Raw genomic sequence first — 17,702 nt, forward strand, 5'->3', positions numbered from 1 at the left:
GCCACCGCCTCCGGAACCGCCTCAGCCTACCGAGCCCGCCTCAGCACTCCGGCCGCGGCCAGCACCGCGTCCGCCCCGGCGCGCGCCCGCCTGCGCGAACTCCCGCGCTCCCAGCCGTTCGGCGAGGAACACCGACGGCGCCTCGACACTCACCGGCGTACCCGCCGGCACCGCGGCCAGGAAGTCGGCGAGCGGCAGTTCGCCCTCCCCGGCAACGCGCGCAACGCTCGTGACTCCAGCTTGAGGTCACTGCCGTCGGTGGACTGACCGAGCGGGAGGCGCGCGGGGCGGGGCAGGTCGTGCGGCTCGGCGAGCGGGGCGTCGCACAGCTGGACGTGGGGCACCAACGCCCGCTCCAGCGCCCGCAGTTCGTCGACGGTGCCGCCGAACCGGTGGACGTGCAGGGAGTCGAGCAGGACGGCGCAGCCCGCGGCACGGGCGAGGTCGGCGGCTCGGGGATCGAGTGCACCGGCTGGTACGTGATGGGTTCGAGGGTCGGCACCAGGCCGTAGGGCGCCGCGTCGCGGGTGAGCGCGGCCAGCGAGTCGGCGAGGCGCGCCCGGTCGGGGTCGGCGCCGACGACACTGAGGTGGGTGGCCCCGAGCCGGGCGACCGTCTCCAGGATCGGCAGCCACCGCTCCCGGCTCACCCGCTCATCGAGGGTGAGGAACTCGATGTCCCGCACGTACAGCCCGGTGTCCTTCAACCGCAGCAGCGTCTCGTCGAGCAGCGAGCCCGGCCCGCTCATCGGGTACTGCTCCTCCCCTCGCCGTGGCGGGCACCACCCGCAGCCCTACGAAGTCGAACCCGGCCTCCGCGGCCACGTCCACCAGTTCGGGCGGCGGGCAGCCGAGAGCGTGAGGTGCGATGCCCATGGGGTGCCGGTGCGCGTCATGCGGGACTCCTGGGGTTCCGGGGAAGTGCGGCGCTCTTGACGTCTGGCGAGCCAGGTCCGTAATTTCTACGCAACGTTAGTGACTGCGCAGTCATTCGCTGGCGAAGTCCTCAACCCGCCACTTAGTGAGCGGAGACCGCTGCTCGTTCCGAAGCGGTAAGCGCAATCCACTCACGCTAATCGCGACTGCGCACCCACTACCTGCACGATGCACGCCCACCCACACCCGAGGAGCCCCACCCATGCCCCCCTCCGCTCTCCGCATCGGCCTCATCGGCGCCGGCCGCATGGGCACGGCGCACGCCGGGTTCATCGCGCGTGAGGAGGAAACGGTCCTCGTCGGTGTCGCGGATCCCTCCAGTTCGGCGCTCGCGGAGGCCGAGGGCGTGCCGCACTTCGCCGACCACCACGCCCTGCTGGATCCCAACGGCGGCGCCGGTCTCGACGCGGTGATCGTCGCGCCAATCCGAACGGGGCGCATGTCGCCACAGCCCTGGACTGCATCGCGGCTGGCGTGCCCACGCTCCTGGAGAAGCCGGTGGCCGTGGAGCACGCCGAGGCAGCGCGACTGATCGCGGCGGAGGCGGCGTCGGACATCCCGGCACTCGTCGGCCACCACCGGCGCCACCACCCGGCCGTCACGGCAGCCAGGGAACTGATCAGCGCGGGGGCGATAGGCCGCCCGTCGGGGTCAGCGGCATCTGGACGACCAGGAAGGACGACACGTACTTCGACGCCGCGTGGCGCCGTGAGAAGGGCGCGGGCGTCATGCTGATCAACCTCGTCCACGACCTCGACCTGATGCGTCATCTGTGCGGCGAGATCGTCGCCGTGCAGGCCGCGACCAGCAACGCCGTACGCGGTCACGCAGTGGAGGACACCGCCAGCGTCGTGCTGACCTTCACCGACGGCGCGCTCGGCTCGTTTCTGGTGTCGGACGCGGCGGTGGCGCCGTGGGGCTGGGATCAGGCGACCGAGGACGATCCGACGTGCCCGTACCGGCCCGACACGTCCTGCTACTCGATCGCGGGCACGACGGGTTCGCTCTCCTTCCCGCAGTTGGCGCACTACTTCCACGACGGCGGGGCGTCCGGCGACTGGATGCGCTCCGCTGTCGCTGCGCTACAGAACCGAAGGGGGCCGGCGACTGCGCACACGAACCAACTGCGCCACTTCGTCCGCGTGCGCGCGCGGCGCGTGCGCGCCGCTCGTCTCGGTCGCCGACGCCGCCCGCACGCTCGCCGTGGTCGAGGCGGCCGGCCGCGCGCGCGGCCTCCGGCCACACCGAACCCGTACCCCTGACATCACCGGGCCCGCACACCCGCGCCCCAGACCCTGATCACCGCACCGAAAGAGTGAGAGTCCTCATGCGCACCCTGTCCTGCGACCTGCTGGTCATCGGCTCCGGAGCGGGTGGCCTGTCCGCCGCGGTGACGGCCGCCCACCACGGGCTCGACGTCGTCCTCGTCGAGAAGGACACCGCGATGGGAGGCGCGACCGCCTGGTCCGGCGGCTGGATGTGGACCCGCGCCACCCCCTGCACGAAGGCCCCCGCGAGGACATCGACCAGCCCCGTACGTACCTGAAGAACGTGCTCGGCCAGCGCTACGACGCCGACCGCGTCGACGCCTTCCTTCACGCCGCGCCGCACATGGTGGGGTTCTTCCACGAGCGGACAGCGACGCGGTTCGTCGACGGTGGTGGCATCGCCGACATCCACGGCGATCTGCCGGGCGCCTCACAGGCCGGGCGACAGGTCGGTCCAGAAACCGGTGAACGGCTGGCGCCTGAAGCCGTCGCGTGCTGCGCAAGCTGACACGACAGATGTACGAGACGTCGTTCCTCGGCATGGGCATCATGGCCGGCCCGGACCTGCAGAAGTTCCTGCACGTCATGTCGGGCCCGCGGAACTTCGCGCACGCCGCGTGGCGGGTGGGCCTGCACACGGTCGACATGGCGGTCCGCCGCCGCGGCATGCAGCTCGTCAACGGCCCCGCTCTCATCGCCCGGTTGGCGAAGTCCGCGGACGACCTGGGCGTGCGCATGTACGTCGGCGCTCCGGCGAAGCGGCTGCTGCTGGAGGGAAAGGCGGTGCGCGGCGCGATCGTGGCGACGGCGCGGGGCGAAGTGGAGGTGCGGGCCCGTCGCGGCACGGTCCTGGCCACCGGCGGCTTCCCGAACGACGCCGAGCGCACCGCCGCCCTCTTCCCGAAGGGCACCGGTGAGAACCACAAGACGCTGTCCCCCGCAGCGACCACCGGGGACGGAATCCGGATGGCCGAGGAGGCGGGTGCCGTCCTCGACACCTCGGGAGCCTCGCCGGCCGCCTGGTGCCCGGTGTCCCTGGTGCCGTCTCGCCAACGGCCGGGTGGGCCGTTTCCCGCACATCATCGACCGTGGAAAGCCGGGCGTGATCGGGGTGTTGCGCGACGGCCGCCGCTTCGTCAACGAGGCCGACGGCTACCACCAGTACGTCGACGCGATGATCCGTGCGACTCCGGAGGGCGAGGAGGTCGCTTCCTGGCTGATCTGCGACCACCGCTACCAGCGCCGCATGCCGTTCGGCATGTCGCGCCCGTTCCCGCTCCCCCGCTTCCCGTATCTGCGCAACGGCTACCTGCGGCACGGCCGCACTCTGGAGGAGCTGTCCGTCGCCTGCGGCATCGACCCGACCCAACTGCGCCGCACCGTCGATGAGTTCAATGCCGGCGCGATACGGGGCATCGACCCGGAGTTCGGGCGCGGCAGGACGGCGTACAACCGCAGGTCGGGGATCGTCTGCCCGCGGCCCGAACTCCGTCACTCGGCCCCATCGAGAACGCCCCGTTCTATGCCATCAAGGTCTACCCGGCTCGTTCGGTACGTTCGCCGGGCTGCGCGCGGATGCCCACGCCCGCGTCCTCGACGCTGCGGGCGACCCGATCGAGGGCCTCTACGCGGTCGGCACCGACCAGGCGAACGTCCTGGGCGGGCACTACCCGTCGGGTGGCATCAACATCGGCCCCGCGATGACGTTCGGGTATGTGGCGGCGCGCCGCGCGGCGGGCGTCACGGGTACGAGTGGACGTCTGCTGAGGTTGTGGACACCCACGCAAAACCCCAAGTCGCTGCCGGCGGTCGGCCGCGCCAAAGGCAAGTCTTGAGGTGAGCTGCGGAACGCGACCGGTCGGCTCCGCGACGAGTGTGGTCGGAGCCGACCGGTGCGGGCGGGTCACGAGAATCAGCGGCGTCGCTGGTCGGCGCGGAGTTCAGAAGTCGCCGTAGCTGTTGTCGACCGGGTTGACGGTGACGCCGGGGGCGACGATGTCGTCGATGGCGTCGAGCACGTCGGAGACAGGGTGATGTCCGCAGCCGGCAGGAACGCCTCCAGCTGGTCCATGGTGCGCGGTCCGATGATGGCGGAGGTGACGCCGGGGTGGTTGATGACGAAGGCGACGGCCAGCTCGATCAGCGTGTGGCCGGCTTTCTCCGCCACGACGGCGAGCTGCTCGACGGCCTCCAGCTTGCGCTGGTTGGCCGGGGTGCTCATGTCGAACCGAGCCTGGGGCCGGGCGGCGGAGGCCGGACCTTCGGTGGCGTTCTTGCGGTAGCGGCCGAGAGCCAGCCGCCGGAGAGCGGACTGTAGGTGAGGGTGCCCATGCCGTGCCGGCGCACGGTGGGCAGGACGTCTTCCTCGATGCCGCGCACGGGGATCGAGAGTACGGCGGCTGCTCGGTGACGAAAGCGCTCAAGTTTCGCTCGGGAAGCCCAGTGCGCCTCGACGATCTGAGAGCCGGAGTAGGACGAGAGAGCCGATGTAGCGGAACCTTGCCCTGGCGGACCAGATCGGTGAGGGCGCCGAGGGTTTCTTCGACATCGGTGTCGGGGCTGGGGCGGTGCACCTGGTAGAGGTCGATGTGGTCGGTACCCAGCCGCTTCAGCGAGTTCTCGACCTCACGGATGATCCAACGACGGGAGCCGCCACGCTGGTTGGGGTCGTCGGCGTTCGTGGGCATGAAGAACTTGGTCGCCAGGAACACGTCCTCGCGGCGGTCCTTCAGTGCTTGCCGACGATCTCCTCCGAGACACCGGCGGAGTACACGTCGGCGGTGTCGACGAGAGTTGATGCCCGCGTCCAGAGCGCGGTGGATGATCCGGATCGAGTCGGCCTCGTCCTCGCTGCCCCAGGGGCCGAACATCATCGCGCCCAGGCAGAGCGGGCTGACCTGGACGCCGGTGCGGCCGAGCGGTCGGTACTGCATGTGGATCTTCTCCCTTGTGCGTTCGGGTGTGCCCGGTCAGTCGCTGGTGGCCGGGAGGTCTGCGCCGGCGGTGGTCCAGCTGGCGAGGAGGGCGAGGGCCTGCTGCTCGGGTGAGTCCGGCTCGGGGGTGTAGAAGTTCAGTCGCAGGCCGGGGTCGGAGGGCAGTTCCATCGCCTCGTGAGGGCAGCGCGAGATCGCCTACCAGCGGATGGTGGAGCTTCTTCACACCGGAGCGGTGGAACTTCACGTCGTGGCAGTGCCCACCGGCTGGCGAACTCACTGCTCTTGGTGGTCAGTTCACCGATGAGATCGGTCAGGGCCTTGTCGTGGGGTGCGCGGCCCGTCTCGGTGCGCAGGAAGGCGACGGCGTCGTTTGCGCCCTTGTCCCAGTCGACCCAGAAGTCCTGGCTCGCGGGGTCACAGGGACATGTGGCGGGCGGTGTTCACCGGCCCGCGCTGGGCGAACAGGGGTGAGTCGAAGACCGGTGCGTACAGGGCGCGGCCAAGGGTGTTGGCGGCGACGGTGTCGAAGCGGGCGTTGCGCACGTACGCCGGCACCCCGGTCATCGAGTCGAGCAGGCGAAGGATCGTGGGGCGGACCCGTGAAGCGGTCAGCGCGGGGCGCCGTCCTGCCGGGGTGGACGCGCGTGCCGGGTCGTAGAGTGGGTGCGTTCTGCCTCGTTGAGCTGCAGAGCGTGCGCGAGGGCTTCGAGGACGGCGTCGGACGCGCCGCTGAGGTTTCCGCGCTCGAGGCGGACGCAGTGGTCCACGCTCATGCCCGCAAGGAGGGCGACCTCCTCACGGCGCAGCCCCGCGACGCGGCGGTTGCCGCCGTACACGGGCAGACCGGCCTGCTCGGGGGTGATCCAGGGCCCGCCGGGTGCTGAGGAACTCCTTGACCTCGGCAGCCAGCTTCTTCTTGTCGGGGCCTGGGACACGGGGACTCCTTCGGTATCGGCGTGGATCTTGTGCCGGTTTCTCCACGGTAGGCCGGTCCGCCAGCTCTGCGAGGTACTGCCGAGTACCTGGAAGAGCAATGACTCCCACCTGCCGGCACGTGTGCGTTTTCCTGAAGAAGGAGACCGAGGCCGGGATGCCAGGGACATCGATTCCCGCACCCGACTGTGCACCGATCCGAAGGAACATTGTGCGCACCGCATCCCCACCCGCAGCCGCGCCGACCACACGGCCGACCCGAGCGTTTCTGCGCCCGTCGGCGCCCCGAGTCCGCACGACGCTGATCCTCACCATCATCTGCGTCAGCTGCTTCATGGTCATCCTCGACAACTCGATCGTCTTCACGGGCTGCCGCAGATCCAGTCCGCCATGGGGTTCTCCGGGACCGGGCTGTCGTGGATCACCAACGCCTATGTGCTGGTCTTCGGCGGACTGCTGCTCCTGGGCGCCCGGGCCGGTGACCTGTTCGGACACCGCAGGATGTTCGTGTGCTCGCTGGTCGTCTTCGCGCTGGCCTCCCTCCTGGTCGGCGCGGCGCAGTCCCAGCGGTGGCTGATCGGCGCCCGCGCCTTCCAGGGGGTCGGGGCGGCTGTGCTGGCGCCTTCCGCGCTGTCGTTGCTGACGCGCAGTTTCGCCGAGGGCCGCACCCGTAACCGGGCGATGGCCGCCTACAGTGCCGTCGCCGGTCTGGGTGCCTCGCTCGGCCTGGTCGTCGGGGGCCTGTTCGCCGACCTGATCTCGTGGCGGGCCGGGTTCTTCCTCAACGTGCCCGTCGGTCTGGTGATGATCCTGCTTGCCGTGCGATACCTGCCGGAGACGCCCGGCGGCGCGGCGGCTTCGATGTCACCGGCGCGCTCCTGGCCACCCTCGGATCGACGCGCGCTGGTCCTGGGCATCGTCGATGCCACCGACTTCGGCTTCAGGGGCGCCCGCGCCGCCGTCGGCCCGCTGGCAGCCGGCCTTGCTGCTGCTCGCCGTGTTCGTCGTGGTGGAGCGGCGGACCACGCAGCCGATCGTCCCTCTGCGGCTGTTCGCCGGCCGGGAGCGCAGCGGCGCCTACCTCGCGCGGATGCTCTACATGGGCGCGATGATGGGGTTCTTCTTCTTCACCGCGCAATACGTGCAGAGTGTGTACGGCTGGACGCCGCTGCAGGCCGGTCTGGCGTTCCTGCCGATGACCTTGAGTCAACTTCGTCGTCGCCGTCCAGGTGCCCCGTCTGCTCGAGCGGGCCCGCAGGCCGCTGGTGCTCTCGCGGCGTCGTACTGACCGCGGCCGGCATGGTGTGGCTCAGCCGTCTGGCCCTGCACACGCCCTACGTCACGGGCGTGGCGCTGCCCATGATCCTGATCGGTGCCGGACAGGGCCTGGCGCTGGCCCCCATGCGACCTCCAGCGGCGTCGACGGCGTCGCCTCCGGCGATGCCGGCGCCGCGTCGGGCCTGGTCATCACGGTGCATCAGATCGGCAGCGCGCTGAGCCTGTGAGCATCCTGACCGCCGTCGCCGCGAGTGCGGCGACCGGCTCCACGGCCCTCGACATCGCTTCCCGCTCGAGCGCGGCCCTGACCGGCTCCGCCGTCCTGCTCACCCTCGCGGTCCTGACCGTCCTCACACCCTGATCGTGCCCGCACGCACCCCCGTGCCGAAAGGTCCCTGTGATGCAGAACCTCACCCTCAACAACGGCGTCCAGCTGCCCACCCTCGGGCTCGGCGTCTTCCAGACTCCGCCGGATGGGACCGTCGCCTGCCGTCGGGCCGCCCTCGACCTCGGTTACCGGCATATCGACACCGCCGCCGCCTATGGCAACGAACGCGAGGTCGGCCGGGCCCTCCACGACTCCGGTGTACCGCGCGAGACGTCTTCATCGAAACCAAGATCTGGATCAGCGACTACGGCTACGGCGAGACCCTGCGCGGCTTCGACAAGAGCGCCGCCAAGCTCGGCATCGATCAGATCGACCTGCTGATCCTGCACCAGGCCCTGCCCTCCGGCTTCGACAAGACCCTCGCACGCCTACCGCGCCCTGGAAAAGCTCCTGGCTGACGGCCGTGTCCGTGCCATCGGCGTCAGCAACTTCCTGATCGACCACCTGCGCGCACTGCTCGACGCCACGTCCGTCGTCCCGGCCGTCAACCAGCTGGAGATCCACCCCTACTTCCAACAGCGCGACGTCCTCGACTTCGAGCGACAGCCACGGCATCCTCAACCAGGCGTGGTCGCCCATCGGCGGCATCACCTTCTACCCCGGCTACGGCGAGGACCGCAGGAGTGTCCTCCAGGACCCGGCCGTCACCGGGATCGCCGAGGCGCACGGCAAGAGCCCCGCCCAGGTCCTGCTGCGCTGGGGCATCCAGCAGGCCGCTCGGTGATCCCCAAGTCCACCAAGCGCCACCGCATCGCGGAGAACATCGACGTCTTCGACTTCGACCTCACCCAGGACGAGTTGAAGGCGCTCGATGCTCTGGAGACCGGCCGCCGCGGCGCCCCGAGCCCGCGAACGTCACCCTCGCCGCCTACGGCAAGACCATCCCCGAAGCCTGACCACTCCTGTGCGCCGGCATCAAGCCAAAGACATCAACACCGCCTACGAGCGCATCAACTCCTCCGACGTCCGCTACCGGTTCGTCATCGACGCCGCGACCTTCGCCAAGCCGTCCCAGGCATAGCCGGAGGACCGCGCTCACCCGCCCCGCCCCCGGCTGAGGGTGACCTGCGTCGACGGCACCGCGGACGATCCGCTGCACAGAACGCGTGATCGTCACACCCGAGTGAAACTGTCGACACGGGAGCCCGCCGCGTACCTCAACTGCAAGGAATTGAACATGGCAAACCGCCCGCTGACCGTGCTGGTCGTCGGCGCCACCGGCAGCATCGGACGGCTCGTCGTCGATGAGGCGATCGCCCGCGGGCACACCGTCCGCGCCCTGGTACGTGACCACGCGAAGGGCGTCCGACTGCTGCCCGCCGACACGAACTCGTCACCGGCGATGTGACCCGACCCGAGACCCTGCCGGACGCGGTGTCCGGTGCCGACGCGATCATCCTCACCCTCGGCTCCTTCGGCACCTCCTCCTCCCCGCAAACGGTCGACTACGCCGGTGTACGCAACGTCCTGACCGCCCTGACCTCCGCAGATGGCCCAGGCCCCCGGGTGAGTGCTGATGACGTCCATCAGGGGCCACCACCCGCAGCAGCAGCTACGGACACCTGCTGGAGTGGAAACGCCGCTCGGAACGCCTCCTGCGGGCCAGCGGCCTCACCCCACCATCGTGCGCCCGGGCTGGTTCGACATGAACAGCCCCGACGAACACCAGCCGGTGTTCCTCCAGGGCGACCGCCGCCGCTCCGGCGGCCCGCCGGCTGGAGACCATGCGCGCGCGCCGACATCGCACGCGTCCTGGTGGCCTCCCTCACCTCGCCCGAGGCAGCCGACCGTACCTTCGAGCTGATCGCCGAACGGGGCGCTGCCCCCAGCGACTTGGGCCCGCTGTTCGCGGCACTGGATCAGGACCCGCCCCAATCCCTGGACGCGGTGCACGACAGAGGCCAACATGCCCCTCGAAAGGAACCGCAGCGGGTACGCGGCGACCTCGAGAGTCGTCCAGGCACGCGCCGCCACCTGACACCACCGCCGTTTCCCGCGCAGTGCCCGCCCTGCTCACACCAAGGAGTCACCGTGCCCACAGCCCCCGCCGAGGCAGACCGGGAGGCCATCCTCAGACTCACCACAGCTACCTCGACGCCATGGTCAAGGCAGACACCCCAACGCTCGACGGCCTGCTCGACGGCGGCTTCACCCTCACCCACATGACGGGATACGCGCAGCCCAAAACCGAATGGCTCGCCGGGATACGAGCCGGGCAGTTCGTCTACCACTCCATCGACGAGACGGACACGATCCTCGACCTCGACGACAGCACAGCACGGCTGACCCTGCGGACCATGACCGACGCGACGGTGCACGGCAGCCGCTCCACCTGGCAGCTGCAGTTGATCACCGACTACGCCCATCGCGACGACACGTGGATTCCCTGAGAACGGCCGCCACCACATGGTGAGCAGCAGCCGAAGACCACCGGATGTCCCTGATACAGCAAAGGGTCAATCCGTCCGACCGGTTGTGAGGAGAGCGCATCGTGGCGGCCCTTGAGTTCGTCGTCGTACTCGGATGCGCCCTGCTGGTCAGCGGCGCCTCGCCCACCGGCTCAAGGTAGCCACGCCCGTCATGCAACTGGCCGCCGGTGTCCTGCTCGGCTTCGTACCCGCGCTGCGCGCAACCGAGCTGCCACCGGATGTGCTGCTGCTCGTCTTCCTGCCGGTGCTCCTGTACTGGGAGAGCGTGACCACCTCGCTGCGAGCGATCCGGCGGGATCTGCGCGGCATCATCCTGACCGGCACCCTTCTGGTCGTCGTCACCGCCTGGGCCGTGGCCGCGCTCGCCCACGCCCTCGGCCTGCCGTGGGGCCCGGCCTGGGTCCTGGGCGCCGCCGTGGCACCGACGGACGCCACCGCAGTCGGCGTCGTGTCCCGGCTGCTGCCCCAGCGCAACGTCACACTGCTGCGCGCCGAGTCGCTGATCAACGACGGCACCGCACTGGTCGTCTACAGCCTCGCGGTAGGAGTCACCGCAGGCTCCGAACACCTCAGTGCGGCCACGTGAGCTGGCTGGTGGCGCTGTCCTACGGAGGCGGCCTCGCAGCCGGCGCGGTGGTGGCGTGGCTCGGCATCCAGCTGCGACGCCGGGTTCGACGCCTGGGCGACACCCTGCTGGACAACCTTACGATCATCCTGATCCCGTTCAGCGCCTACCTGGTAGCCGAACAGCTTGAGGCGTCAGGAGTGCTGGCGGTGGTGGCGTGCGGTCTCATCATGAGCCAGGCCGGGCCGAGTCTGGGTCGGGCATCGGCACGGCGGCAAACGGAAGCCTTCTGGTCGCTGGCGATGTATCTGCTCAACGGAGCCCTGTTCATCCTGGTCGGAATCGAAGCGCAAGCAGCGGTCCGCGCCCTGTCCGGCGCTGCCCTGACCAAGGCACTGGTGATGGTGGCGGCTGTGGCGTGTGCGCTGGTCGTCGTCCGCTTCCTGTTCCTGTTCACCACGGTGTACGCCATCAGGGTGCTGGACCGGCGCCCGCAGCAGCTTCGGCGCCGGATGGGCCATCGGGCACGCGTGGTGAGCGCGTTGGCCGGCTTCCGCGGAGCGGTTTCCCTGGCTCTGGCCCTGTCTGTGCCTTACACGGTCGATTCCGGCGCGGCGTTTCCCGACCGCGACACGATCGTCTTCGTCACCTCTGGTGTCGTCGTCTCCGCTCTGGTGGTCCAGGGGCTCGTCCTCCTGCGGTCGCCCGCTGGGCGCGTCTGCCCCGGGACACGGGCTGGGAGGAAGAACTCGCCCTCGCCGCGAGCGCCGGTTCGCAGGCCGCACTCGATGCTCTGCGCGAGGTCGCAGCCGATCTGGGCATCGACGCTGATGTCACCGAGCGGCTGCAGGCCGAATACGAGACGCACCTGAGCGCGGTGCACGCCGCCGGCACTGCGAGCGACCCGGAGTCGGGAGCGCTGCTGCGGCGCCGAGCAGCAGGAGACCGCCCTGCGTCTGGCTCTGCTGGAGCACAAGCGCTCCGCCGTGATCGCCCTGCGCGACAGTCACCGCATCGACGACTCCGTGCTGTTGCGGGTCCAGGAACAGCTGGATGCGGAGGAAGTCCGCCTGACGCAGCTGAAGAAGGACCGGTGACCGATGGCCTGCAGGCACCCCTGTCCGTGGGCCCTGGCCGACCGGTCAGACCGCGGCCCAGCCGTCGTCTACCGGGACCACGGCGCCGTTGATGAACGTGGCGTGCTCGGAGGCGAGGTAGACGATCGCGTCCGCCTGCTCGTCGAGCGCTACCGCGACGGCCGATGTTGCCGCGGATGAGGGGGCCGAGGACCGCGGGACCGTGTGCGTCGGGGCGGGGTTCGACGTGAATCTTGGTCTCCGTGGGGCCGGGAGCCACCGCATTAGTCCTGATCCCCTCGCCCTGGTACATGACGGCGAGGTTCTTGACCAGGCCGATTACCGCGTGCTTGGAAGCGGTGTAGGCGGCACCTGGCGGCGCTGCCCCGCAGTCCTGCCTCGGAGGCGGTGAAGGCGATGGCACCGCCTCCCGCGCTGATCATGCTAGGCAGTACGGCACGAGTCAGGCGGAACGGGGCGGTGACGTTGACGCGCATCACACGATCCCATTCGGTCTCGCCGAGCGCGGACATGCGGTCCATGATGCCCGCGTTGTTCACCAGGACGTTCACGGTGCCGGATCGTTCCACGGCACGCTCCACGAGCCGCTCGACCACCCGCTGGTCGCTGAGGTCGCCGATGACCATGGCTCCGCTGCCGCCGGCGGCCTCCACCTCCCGTTGAGGTCTGGGCTCGGGGTGGGTACTGGGGCCCGATGGGGGCGGGCAAGGTCAGGCCGTCTGCTCTCAGGCTCCGCGCAGTTGCGGTGCGGCTGCCTCTGCAGGCCTTCTGGGGGCGCTCAATCAGCGGGGAGGCCGGGCGCCGACGGTGATGCGCCCGGCCGCGGGGATCACGCGTGCTGGTCGCCGCTGCCAGCGGACACGGGCTCGTGGGCAGCGTGGGTTACACCGTGACCTGCTGCCGTCGGCCGCTGACGCGGGATGAAGGAGAGGCCACCGCAAGGGCCAGCAATGCGGCTCCGGCCCCGATCCCCATCACCGTGCGAAACCCGTTCTGCGAGGCCACTTCGGCCGGGCCGAAGCTGATGGTCATCTGAGACAGCACCACTCCGGCCAGGGCGCTGGAGACGGAGGTGCCGATGGCTCGCATGAGGGTGTTGAGACTGTTGGCGGCGGCGGTCTCAGAAACCGGGACGGCACCCATCACCAAGGCAGGCATCGCCCCATAAGCAAGGCCGACACCGGCGCCGATGACGCAGGAAACCAGCACCAACTGCCAGATCTGCGCCATCAGGAAGATGTTCAGGACGTAGCCGGCCGCGACCGTGACGGCGCCCAGCATCAGGGTCGTCTTCGGCCCCTGAGCTCGGGAGATACGAGCCGAGAAGGGAGCCATCGCCATCATGACCAGCCCCTGCGGGTGCCAGCACAAGACCGGAGACGAGCAGCGACTGGCCGAGGCCATATCCGGTGGCTTCAGGAAGCTGGAGCAACTGGGGCAGCACCAGGGACATCGCGAACATCGAGAAGCCGAAGGACATCGAAGCCAGGTTGGTGAACAGCACCTGCTTGCGGGCGGCGACCCGCAGGTCCACCAGGGCGTACGAGGTGCGCAGTTGATAGGCGCCCCAGATGAGCAGGATCACGATGCCGGCCGCGAACAGGCCCAGGGTCGTACCGCTGGTCCAGCCCCAGGCCGCGCCCTTGGAGATGGCAGAGCAGCAGGCACACGAGCGCGGCGGAGAGCCCGAGTGCACCCATGAGATCGAAGCGGCCTCCGCTGCGCACCCGCGATTCCGGCACCAGGGAGACGACCAGCACACGGTGGCCAGGAGGCCGGCGACGGTGGAGACCCAGAAGAGTACGTGCCAGTCGAAGTGGTCGGCGATCAGCGCGGCGGCGGGCAGGCCCAGGGCACCGCCGACACCCAGCGAGGCGCTCATCACCGCGGTCGCGGAGGCCAGTTTCTCGGTCGGCAGTTCGTCTCGCATGATGCTGATGCCGAGCAGGGATCGCGCCCGCGGACAGCCCTGCAGCGCACGTCCGATGATCATCGGTACGAGGAATCCGCCAGGGCGCACACCACCGATCCGGCGGTCAGCAGCACCAGGCTGATCAGCAGCATGCGGCGCTTGCCGTACATGTCGCCCAGACGGCCGATGACCGGAGTGGCGACCGCAGGGGCGAGCAGGGTGGCGGTGACCGCCCGAGCGGTGTCGGAGGGCGAGGCGTTGAGGAGGTCGGGCAGCTGCGGCACCAGTGGGATGACCAGGGTCTGCATGAGCGAGACCACGATCCCCGCGAAGGCGAGCACCGCCACGACGGCGCTGGCACGTGGGGCCGCGACCTTCCCCTCTTGGGCGGGCTGGATGGGCGCGTCGGACATGGGAAGGGGCCTCCGTCTGGACAAGTGGGATGCGAAGCGACAAACTTTTAATTCAAGCCGTTGATTTAAAACTAGACCTCGCCTTCAGTCGGGTCAAGCGGGCCCCGCAAGGAGGAAGCAATGCGTTGCGGCGCATCCCGCCCGCGAGGCCGCGGACCACGCTGCGGGCGGGCGAGGACCTGAGCCCGGTGCTCGCTAGGCTGACAGCAGCGTCGCCCGCCACCGACGAAGATGCGGGGGCCGTGGGTGGCGAACGGGACTGGCCGATCAGCGCCAGCGCGATGTCTCAGAGTGGTGAGGGCGGTGGCCGGTAGAAGCGTGCGCGAGGAAAAGGTCGAGGCGACGAGGGAGGCCATCCTCACGGCCGCGGAACGCCTCTTTGCCGAACGCGGCGTCTACAACGTCTCCAACCGCCAGATCAGCGAAGCCGCCGGCCAGGGCAACACCACGGCAGTCAACTATCACTTCGGCAACAAAACCGACCTGGTCCGGGCCATCTCCCGCCGCCACACGAACAGATCGAACTCATCCGCGACCGCATCGTCACGCAGAAACCCAGGGCTCCACAGCGCTGCGGGACTGGGTAGCGTGCATGGTCCGCCCCGTCACCGAGCACCTCGACGCCCTGGGCAGCCCACCTGGTATGCGCGCTTCAACGCCCAGGTGACCGCTGATCCCGCACTCTACAGAAGCCATCGCGGCCGAACCCGCCACCGCACCTCACTCCGCGCGCTGCTCGACGGTCTCAACACCTGCCTGCCCGCGCTGTCGCCCACGGTGCAGGCCGCCCGCGGGGCCATGGCCCGACACCTCATCGTCCAGATGTGCGTGGAACGAGAGCGCACGCTCACCGGCGGCCAGGCATGCGCCCTCCGCCTGGGCGGACACCGCCGACCTGCTCATCGACGCGCTCACAGGACTCTGGAACGCGCCAGTGAGCGGCTCGGCACCCTGAGGCGCCGCAGGCCCTCCAGACGGTCGAGGGCGCCCGGCTGCCGAAGCCTGGTGCCGGCGGCAGCAGCTCTACGGAGCAACAGCCAGAAACGAGGCCGGAGTTGCCACCTCTGCGTGTGAGCGGTTCACACGGGAGTTCCGAGTCGCTCCGCGAAGGACGGACGACCGTGAGGGAATCGCTTTCGGTGTGTGGGCGAGGACGGACCCACCGGTGATGTTGCCAGAGACAGCGTGGCAGCGATGCCGCCACAGCGCGTGCGGCGGCGACCACGGCGGCCGAGCAGCACGATCTCCTTGCACAGCACCTACGGGGTGTGTGCCACTGGCCGCGGAGGTCGATGCGGGCACGACCCGGCACCGACAGCGGCCGTCCGACGGGATGCCCCCGGACGTCGCTTGAGGCCGGCCCCTGCCGCCGCAGGGGCCAGCTCTCGCTCGCTCAGTTCGCTCCCTTCTTGGATTGGATGGGCGGATTGTCCGGTGTCATCGATTCCTCATGCGGTCTGTCAGGCCGCGAGGGTGAGGTCGGCGGCGTGAGCTCGTAGCACCGCCCTTCGCTCAGGACAGCACGCGGTAGGTCACGTGTGTGACCGAGTCCGTTGCTCGCGACTCCAGTTGTTCAAGATTCAGTGACGGCACGCCGTCGAACAGCCGGTGCCGGCACCGAGCGTGAGCACGGCACGATGTGCAGCCGCAGCTCGTCGACCAAGCCTGCGGCGAGGTACTGAGTTGATGGTGAGTCGCGCCCCCGTGGATCGACACGTTGCGGTCCCCTGCCGCCTCGCGAGCCTGCAGCAGCGCGGATTTGATGCCGCCGGTGACGAAGTGGAACGTGGTGCCGCCGTCCATCGGTTGTGGGTCGCGCGGATGGTGGGTGAGCACGAAGACCGGTGCGTGATACGGCGGATTGTCGCCCCACCATCCCTTCCACTGTCGATCCCATGCGCCGCGTACGGGGCCGAACATGTGCGCCCCATGATGAAGGCGCCGACCATCGTCAGCCGGTCGAGCTCAGCCTGCCGCCGCTCCGGGTTTCGAACATCCAGGCGTGCAGTCTGTCGCTCCCCAGCCATCGCCGGCGTCGTCGCCGAACGCGCTGCTCGGTCTGGTTGAGTCGGCCGAGTACCCGTCGACGGAGATCGAGAGGTCGCAGGTCACCTTGCCCACATGTTCGGTCACTGTGCCGTCCTCCTGGTAGCGACTTATCGTTACCTTCGCGGTGAGCCGTCTGCAGGGGTAGACCATTTCGGGCCCGCAAACTCATCGCCCGGCCCTGCCTCCTCCCCCGGCGCCGTGCGACTGCCCGCGACCAGTGACGCTGATGGCACGCGCTCAAGGTTCCCTACGCTGTTCTGCGGGACGTGGTGAAGCCCTTCGTATAGTTCATCCACCCTGGGGTGTCGGCGTGATGCGAATGTGGCTGTCAAACCGGCAGACCTGAACGAAGGCGTCGGGGGCTCTGGTCCACTTCGAGTGGTCGCGCGCACAGCGTGACTGTCGATCTTCTCGTCATGAGGGCGCCGACGAAATGCAGCTCGTGGGGTGACGGAATGTCGGCGCGCGGCCCAAGCTTCGATCAGTCTGGCGGTACTTGCGGGATCTGGCCCGCTGGGGCTGGGCGGCAAGCCATTGCTGTAGTTCTCGGTGGCGGAACTGGTAAGCGTTTCCTGAACGTCGCAGCAGGCCGGCGCGGTAGGCGTAGGCAAGAGTCGTGGTCAAGTGGAACGGCAGAACCTTCCGGGCGCACCACAAGAAGACCACGTAGCGGCGTGCCGACCGAAGCCCGACTATCAGCCCAGGCATCAGCCCGAACGCAAGCCCCAACGGCAGGCCGAGACGCAAGCCACCCGCCAGCCCCAACGCCAGACCGACCGCCAGGCCGAACTTCGCGTCTCCCGGCATGACCTCTCAGGGGCGGCGATGCGTCTCGGGTCAGCCTGCGCCCCAATCGCCAGGCCGACCACCGCCAGCCCGTACGCCAGGCCGACTCGCCAGCCGTACGCACGCCCAGCGCGAGCCCGATCGCCAGCCCGGCCGGCAATTTGGCTGTCAGCCCGACCGTCAGACGACCCATCAGCCCGAACGTCAGTCCCAACAGCAAGCCCGACGGTCAGCGCGGCCAGGGAGCTCCTCGAATTCGTGCGGATGGCCTGCCACGCTCCATCTGCGCGGGAGGCTGGTGGTCTGACTCCCCGCTATCACGCGGTGACACAGGGGTACACGGCGAACGTCACGGTAAGGAACGTGCTGATGGGCCATAGCAGCAGGATCGCGGGCAGGCAGGCGAGCAAGATCGCCAGTGTCGTAAGTGTGGCATCCCAGGCGCGTACGCGAGCGTGGCCGGCGATCGGCCACAGCTCGTACAGATGGATGTCCGTGCGCGCGCCGACGCCGGTGACTGACCCGTGGCCAGCGGTGCGGAGTTGAGATGTCTGGCGATGCAGGTGAGCCAGCTCCGGATCTGGTCGGCCTGGTAGCCGCGGGGCGGCGGATACAGGTTGCAGGTGGCAGGGATCAGCAAGGCGAGCAGGTGCTCGTCCAGTTCCTGCGGGTGGACAGGGCGCGCAGCGGTGCCGGGTCGGTAGTGCGGTAGA

General features: G+C 69.4%; 15 protein-coding genes and 9 pseudogenes. 15 read left to right on the forward strand and 9 right to left on the reverse strand.

What is annotated here, in order from left to right:
• Positions 1 to 40: 40 nt before the first annotated feature.
• On the reverse strand, positions 41 to 748 hold the full coding sequence (locus RBJ77_RS49885; RefSeq protein ID WP_372351011.1) for a hypothetical protein: 708 nt from the start codon (positions 746 to 748) through the stop codon (positions 41 to 43).
• Between the two features lie 389 nt (positions 749 to 1,137).
• Between RBJ77_RS49885 and RBJ77_RS49890 the strand changes: the two genes are divergently transcribed.
• From RBJ77_RS49890 to RBJ77_RS49920, 7 genes and pseudogenes are all read left to right on the forward strand, one after another.
• Entirely contained in the window at positions 1,138 to 1,467 is a 330-nt protein-coding gene (locus RBJ77_RS49890; protein ID WP_372351012.1) for a Gfo/Idh/MocA family oxidoreductase, read from the forward strand.
• Complete coding sequence (locus RBJ77_RS49895) at positions 1,410 to 1,670, forward strand: hypothetical protein (protein ID WP_372351013.1); 261 nt, start codon at positions 1,410 to 1,412, stop codon at positions 1,668 to 1,670. The genes RBJ77_RS49890 and RBJ77_RS49895 overlap by 58 nt, the downstream gene beginning before the upstream one ends.
• Positions 1,664 to 2,197 carry a Gfo/Idh/MocA family oxidoreductase gene (locus tag RBJ77_RS49900; RefSeq protein ID WP_372351014.1) on the forward strand — a complete coding sequence of 178 codons (534 nt, stop codon included), beginning with the start codon at positions 1,664 to 1,666 and terminating at the stop codon, positions 2,195 to 2,197. Before RBJ77_RS49895 ends, RBJ77_RS49900 begins: the two co-directional genes overlap by 7 nt.
• Positions 2,198 to 2,262: 65 nt before the next feature.
• A pseudogene (locus RBJ77_RS49905) lies at positions 2,263 to 2,711 on the forward strand (FAD-dependent oxidoreductase).
• Between the two features lie 77 nt (positions 2,712 to 2,788).
• A pseudogene (locus RBJ77_RS49910) lies at positions 2,789 to 3,256 on the forward strand (FAD-binding protein); the annotation flags it as partial.
• Positions 3,257 to 3,314: 58 nt separating this feature from the next.
• A pseudogene (locus RBJ77_RS49915) lies at positions 3,315 to 3,620 on the forward strand (FAD-binding protein); the annotation flags it as partial.
• Positions 3,598 to 4,038 (forward strand): FAD-binding protein, encoded by a 441-nt coding sequence (locus tag RBJ77_RS49920; RefSeq protein ID WP_372351015.1) that lies wholly within the window; start codon positions 3,598 to 3,600, stop codon positions 4,036 to 4,038. The pseudogene RBJ77_RS49915 and the gene RBJ77_RS49920, both read left to right, overlap by 23 nt.
• Positions 4,039 to 4,115: 77 nt before the next feature.
• On the opposite strand, the gene RBJ77_RS49925 is transcribed toward RBJ77_RS49920, so the two are convergent.
• The 3 genes and pseudogenes from RBJ77_RS49925 to RBJ77_RS49935 form a co-directional block, all read right to left on the reverse strand.
• Positions 4,116 to 4,499, reverse strand: a complete 384-nt coding sequence (locus tag RBJ77_RS49925) for an aldo/keto reductase (RefSeq protein ID WP_372351549.1) — start codon at positions 4,497 to 4,499, stop codon at positions 4,116 to 4,118.
• A gap of 259 nt (positions 4,500 to 4,758) precedes the next feature.
• Positions 4,759 to 5,136, reverse strand: a pseudogene (locus RBJ77_RS49930) (aldo/keto reductase); the annotation flags it as partial.
• Between the two features lie 36 nt (positions 5,137 to 5,172).
• Positions 5,173 to 6,048, reverse strand: a pseudogene (locus RBJ77_RS49935) (helix-turn-helix domain-containing protein).
• Between the two features lie 147 nt (positions 6,049 to 6,195).
• On the opposite strand from RBJ77_RS49935, the gene RBJ77_RS49940 reads away from it, so the two are divergent.
• The 7 genes and pseudogenes from RBJ77_RS49940 to RBJ77_RS49970 all read left to right on the forward strand — a co-directional run bounded on the left by RBJ77_RS49940 (position 6,196) and on the right by RBJ77_RS49970 (position 11,604).
• Positions 6,196 to 7,569, forward strand: coding sequence for an MFS transporter (locus RBJ77_RS49940; RefSeq protein ID WP_372351016.1), 1,374 nt, complete (start codon positions 6,196 to 6,198; stop codon positions 7,567 to 7,569).
• Between the two features lie 4 nt (positions 7,570 to 7,573).
• Positions 7,574 to 7,711, forward strand: coding sequence for a hypothetical protein (locus RBJ77_RS49945; RefSeq protein WP_372351017.1), 138 nt, complete (start codon positions 7,574 to 7,576; stop codon positions 7,709 to 7,711).
• Between the two features lie 39 nt (positions 7,712 to 7,750).
• Positions 7,751 to 8,215 (forward strand): annotated as a pseudogene (locus RBJ77_RS49950) (aldo/keto reductase); the annotation flags it as partial.
• A gap of 700 nt (positions 8,216 to 8,915) precedes the next feature.
• Positions 8,916 to 9,086, forward strand: coding sequence for an NmrA family NAD(P)-binding protein (locus RBJ77_RS49955; RefSeq protein WP_372351018.1), 171 nt, complete (start codon positions 8,916 to 8,918; stop codon positions 9,084 to 9,086).
• 376 nt (positions 9,087 to 9,462) lie between these two features.
• Positions 9,463 to 10,128: a DUF4440 domain-containing protein gene (locus RBJ77_RS49960; RefSeq protein ID WP_372351019.1), complete on the forward strand. Its 666-nt coding sequence runs from the start codon at positions 9,463 to 9,465 to the stop codon at positions 10,126 to 10,128.
• A 190-nt stretch (positions 10,129 to 10,318) separates the two neighbouring features.
• Positions 10,319 to 10,753 (forward strand): cation:proton antiporter, encoded by a 435-nt coding sequence (locus RBJ77_RS49965; protein WP_372351020.1) that lies wholly within the window; start codon positions 10,319 to 10,321, stop codon positions 10,751 to 10,753.
• On the forward strand, positions 10,750 to 11,604 hold the full coding sequence (locus RBJ77_RS49970; protein WP_372351021.1) for a cation:proton antiporter: 855 nt from the start codon (positions 10,750 to 10,752) through the stop codon (positions 11,602 to 11,604). The genes RBJ77_RS49965 and RBJ77_RS49970 overlap by 4 nt, the downstream gene beginning before the upstream one ends.
• 270 nt (positions 11,605 to 11,874) lie before the next feature.
• Here the strand turns inward: RBJ77_RS49970 and RBJ77_RS49975 are convergent.
• The 4 genes and pseudogenes from RBJ77_RS49975 to RBJ77_RS49990 all read right to left on the reverse strand — a co-directional run.
• Positions 11,875 to 12,488, reverse strand: a pseudogene (locus tag RBJ77_RS49975) (SDR family oxidoreductase); the annotation flags it as partial.
• A gap of 223 nt (positions 12,489 to 12,711) precedes the next feature.
• Positions 12,712 to 13,233 (reverse strand): MFS transporter, encoded by a 522-nt coding sequence (locus RBJ77_RS49980; protein ID WP_372351022.1) that lies wholly within the window; start codon positions 13,231 to 13,233, stop codon positions 12,712 to 12,714.
• A 7-nt stretch (positions 13,234 to 13,240) separates the two neighbouring features.
• A pseudogene (locus RBJ77_RS49985) lies at positions 13,241 to 13,822 on the reverse strand (MFS transporter); the annotation flags it as partial.
• Positions 13,819 to 14,154, reverse strand: a complete 336-nt coding sequence (locus RBJ77_RS49990) for an MFS transporter (RefSeq protein WP_372351023.1) — start codon at positions 14,152 to 14,154, stop codon at positions 13,819 to 13,821. The pseudogene RBJ77_RS49985 and the gene RBJ77_RS49990, both read right to left, overlap by 4 nt.
• Before the next feature lie 231 nt (positions 14,155 to 14,385).
• On the opposite strand from RBJ77_RS49990, the gene RBJ77_RS49995 reads away from it, so the two are divergent.
• Complete coding sequence (locus RBJ77_RS49995) at positions 14,386 to 15,228, forward strand: TetR/AcrR family transcriptional regulator (RefSeq protein ID WP_372351024.1); 843 nt, start codon at positions 14,386 to 14,388, stop codon at positions 15,226 to 15,228.
• Between the two features lie 438 nt (positions 15,229 to 15,666).
• Here the strand turns inward: RBJ77_RS49995 and RBJ77_RS50000 are convergent.
• A pseudogene (locus RBJ77_RS50000) lies at positions 15,667 to 16,287 on the reverse strand (dihydrofolate reductase family protein).
• Between the last annotated feature and the right edge of the window lie 1,415 nt (positions 16,288 to 17,702).

The sequence above is a fragment of the Streptomyces sp. KL116D genome (assembly GCF_030766975.1).
GTDB lineage: Bacteria > Actinomycetota > Actinomycetes > Streptomycetales > Streptomycetaceae > Streptomyces > Streptomyces longispororuber_A.

Bases quoted from the DNA above. Each gene is read 5' to 3' on its own strand.
- RBJ77_RS49885 (WP_372351011.1), bottom strand. From the start codon at position 748: ATGAGCGGGCCGGGCTCGCTGCTCGACGAGACGCTGCTGCGGTTGAAG.
- RBJ77_RS49890 (WP_372351012.1), top strand. From the start codon at position 1,138: ATGCCCCCCTCCGCTCTCCGCATCGGCCTCATCGGCGCCGGCCGCATG.
- RBJ77_RS49900 (WP_372351014.1), top strand. From the start codon at position 1,664: ATGCTGATCAACCTCGTCCACGACCTCGACCTGATGCGTCATCTGTGC.
- RBJ77_RS49920 (WP_372351015.1), top strand. From the start codon at position 3,598: ATGCCGGCGCGATACGGGGCATCGACCCGGAGTTCGGGCGCGGCAGGA.
- RBJ77_RS49955 (WP_372351018.1), top strand. From the start codon at position 8,916: ATGGCAAACCGCCCGCTGACCGTGCTGGTCGTCGGCGCCACCGGCAGC.
- RBJ77_RS49960 (WP_372351019.1), top strand. From the start codon at position 9,463: ATGCGCGCGCGCCGACATCGCACGCGTCCTGGTGGCCTCCCTCACCTC.
- RBJ77_RS49965 (WP_372351020.1), top strand. From the start codon at position 10,319: ATGCAACTGGCCGCCGGTGTCCTGCTCGGCTTCGTACCCGCGCTGCGC.
- RBJ77_RS49980 (WP_372351022.1), bottom strand. From the start codon at position 13,233: ATGGCCTCGGCCAGTCGCTGCTCGTCTCCGGTCTTGTGCTGGCACCCG.
- RBJ77_RS49990 (WP_372351023.1), bottom strand. From the start codon at position 14,154: ATGTCCGACGCGCCCATCCAGCCCGCCCAAGAGGGGAAGGTCGCGGCC.
- RBJ77_RS49995 (WP_372351024.1), top strand. From the start codon at position 14,386: ATGCGGGGGCCGTGGGTGGCGAACGGGACTGGCCGATCAGCGCCAGCG.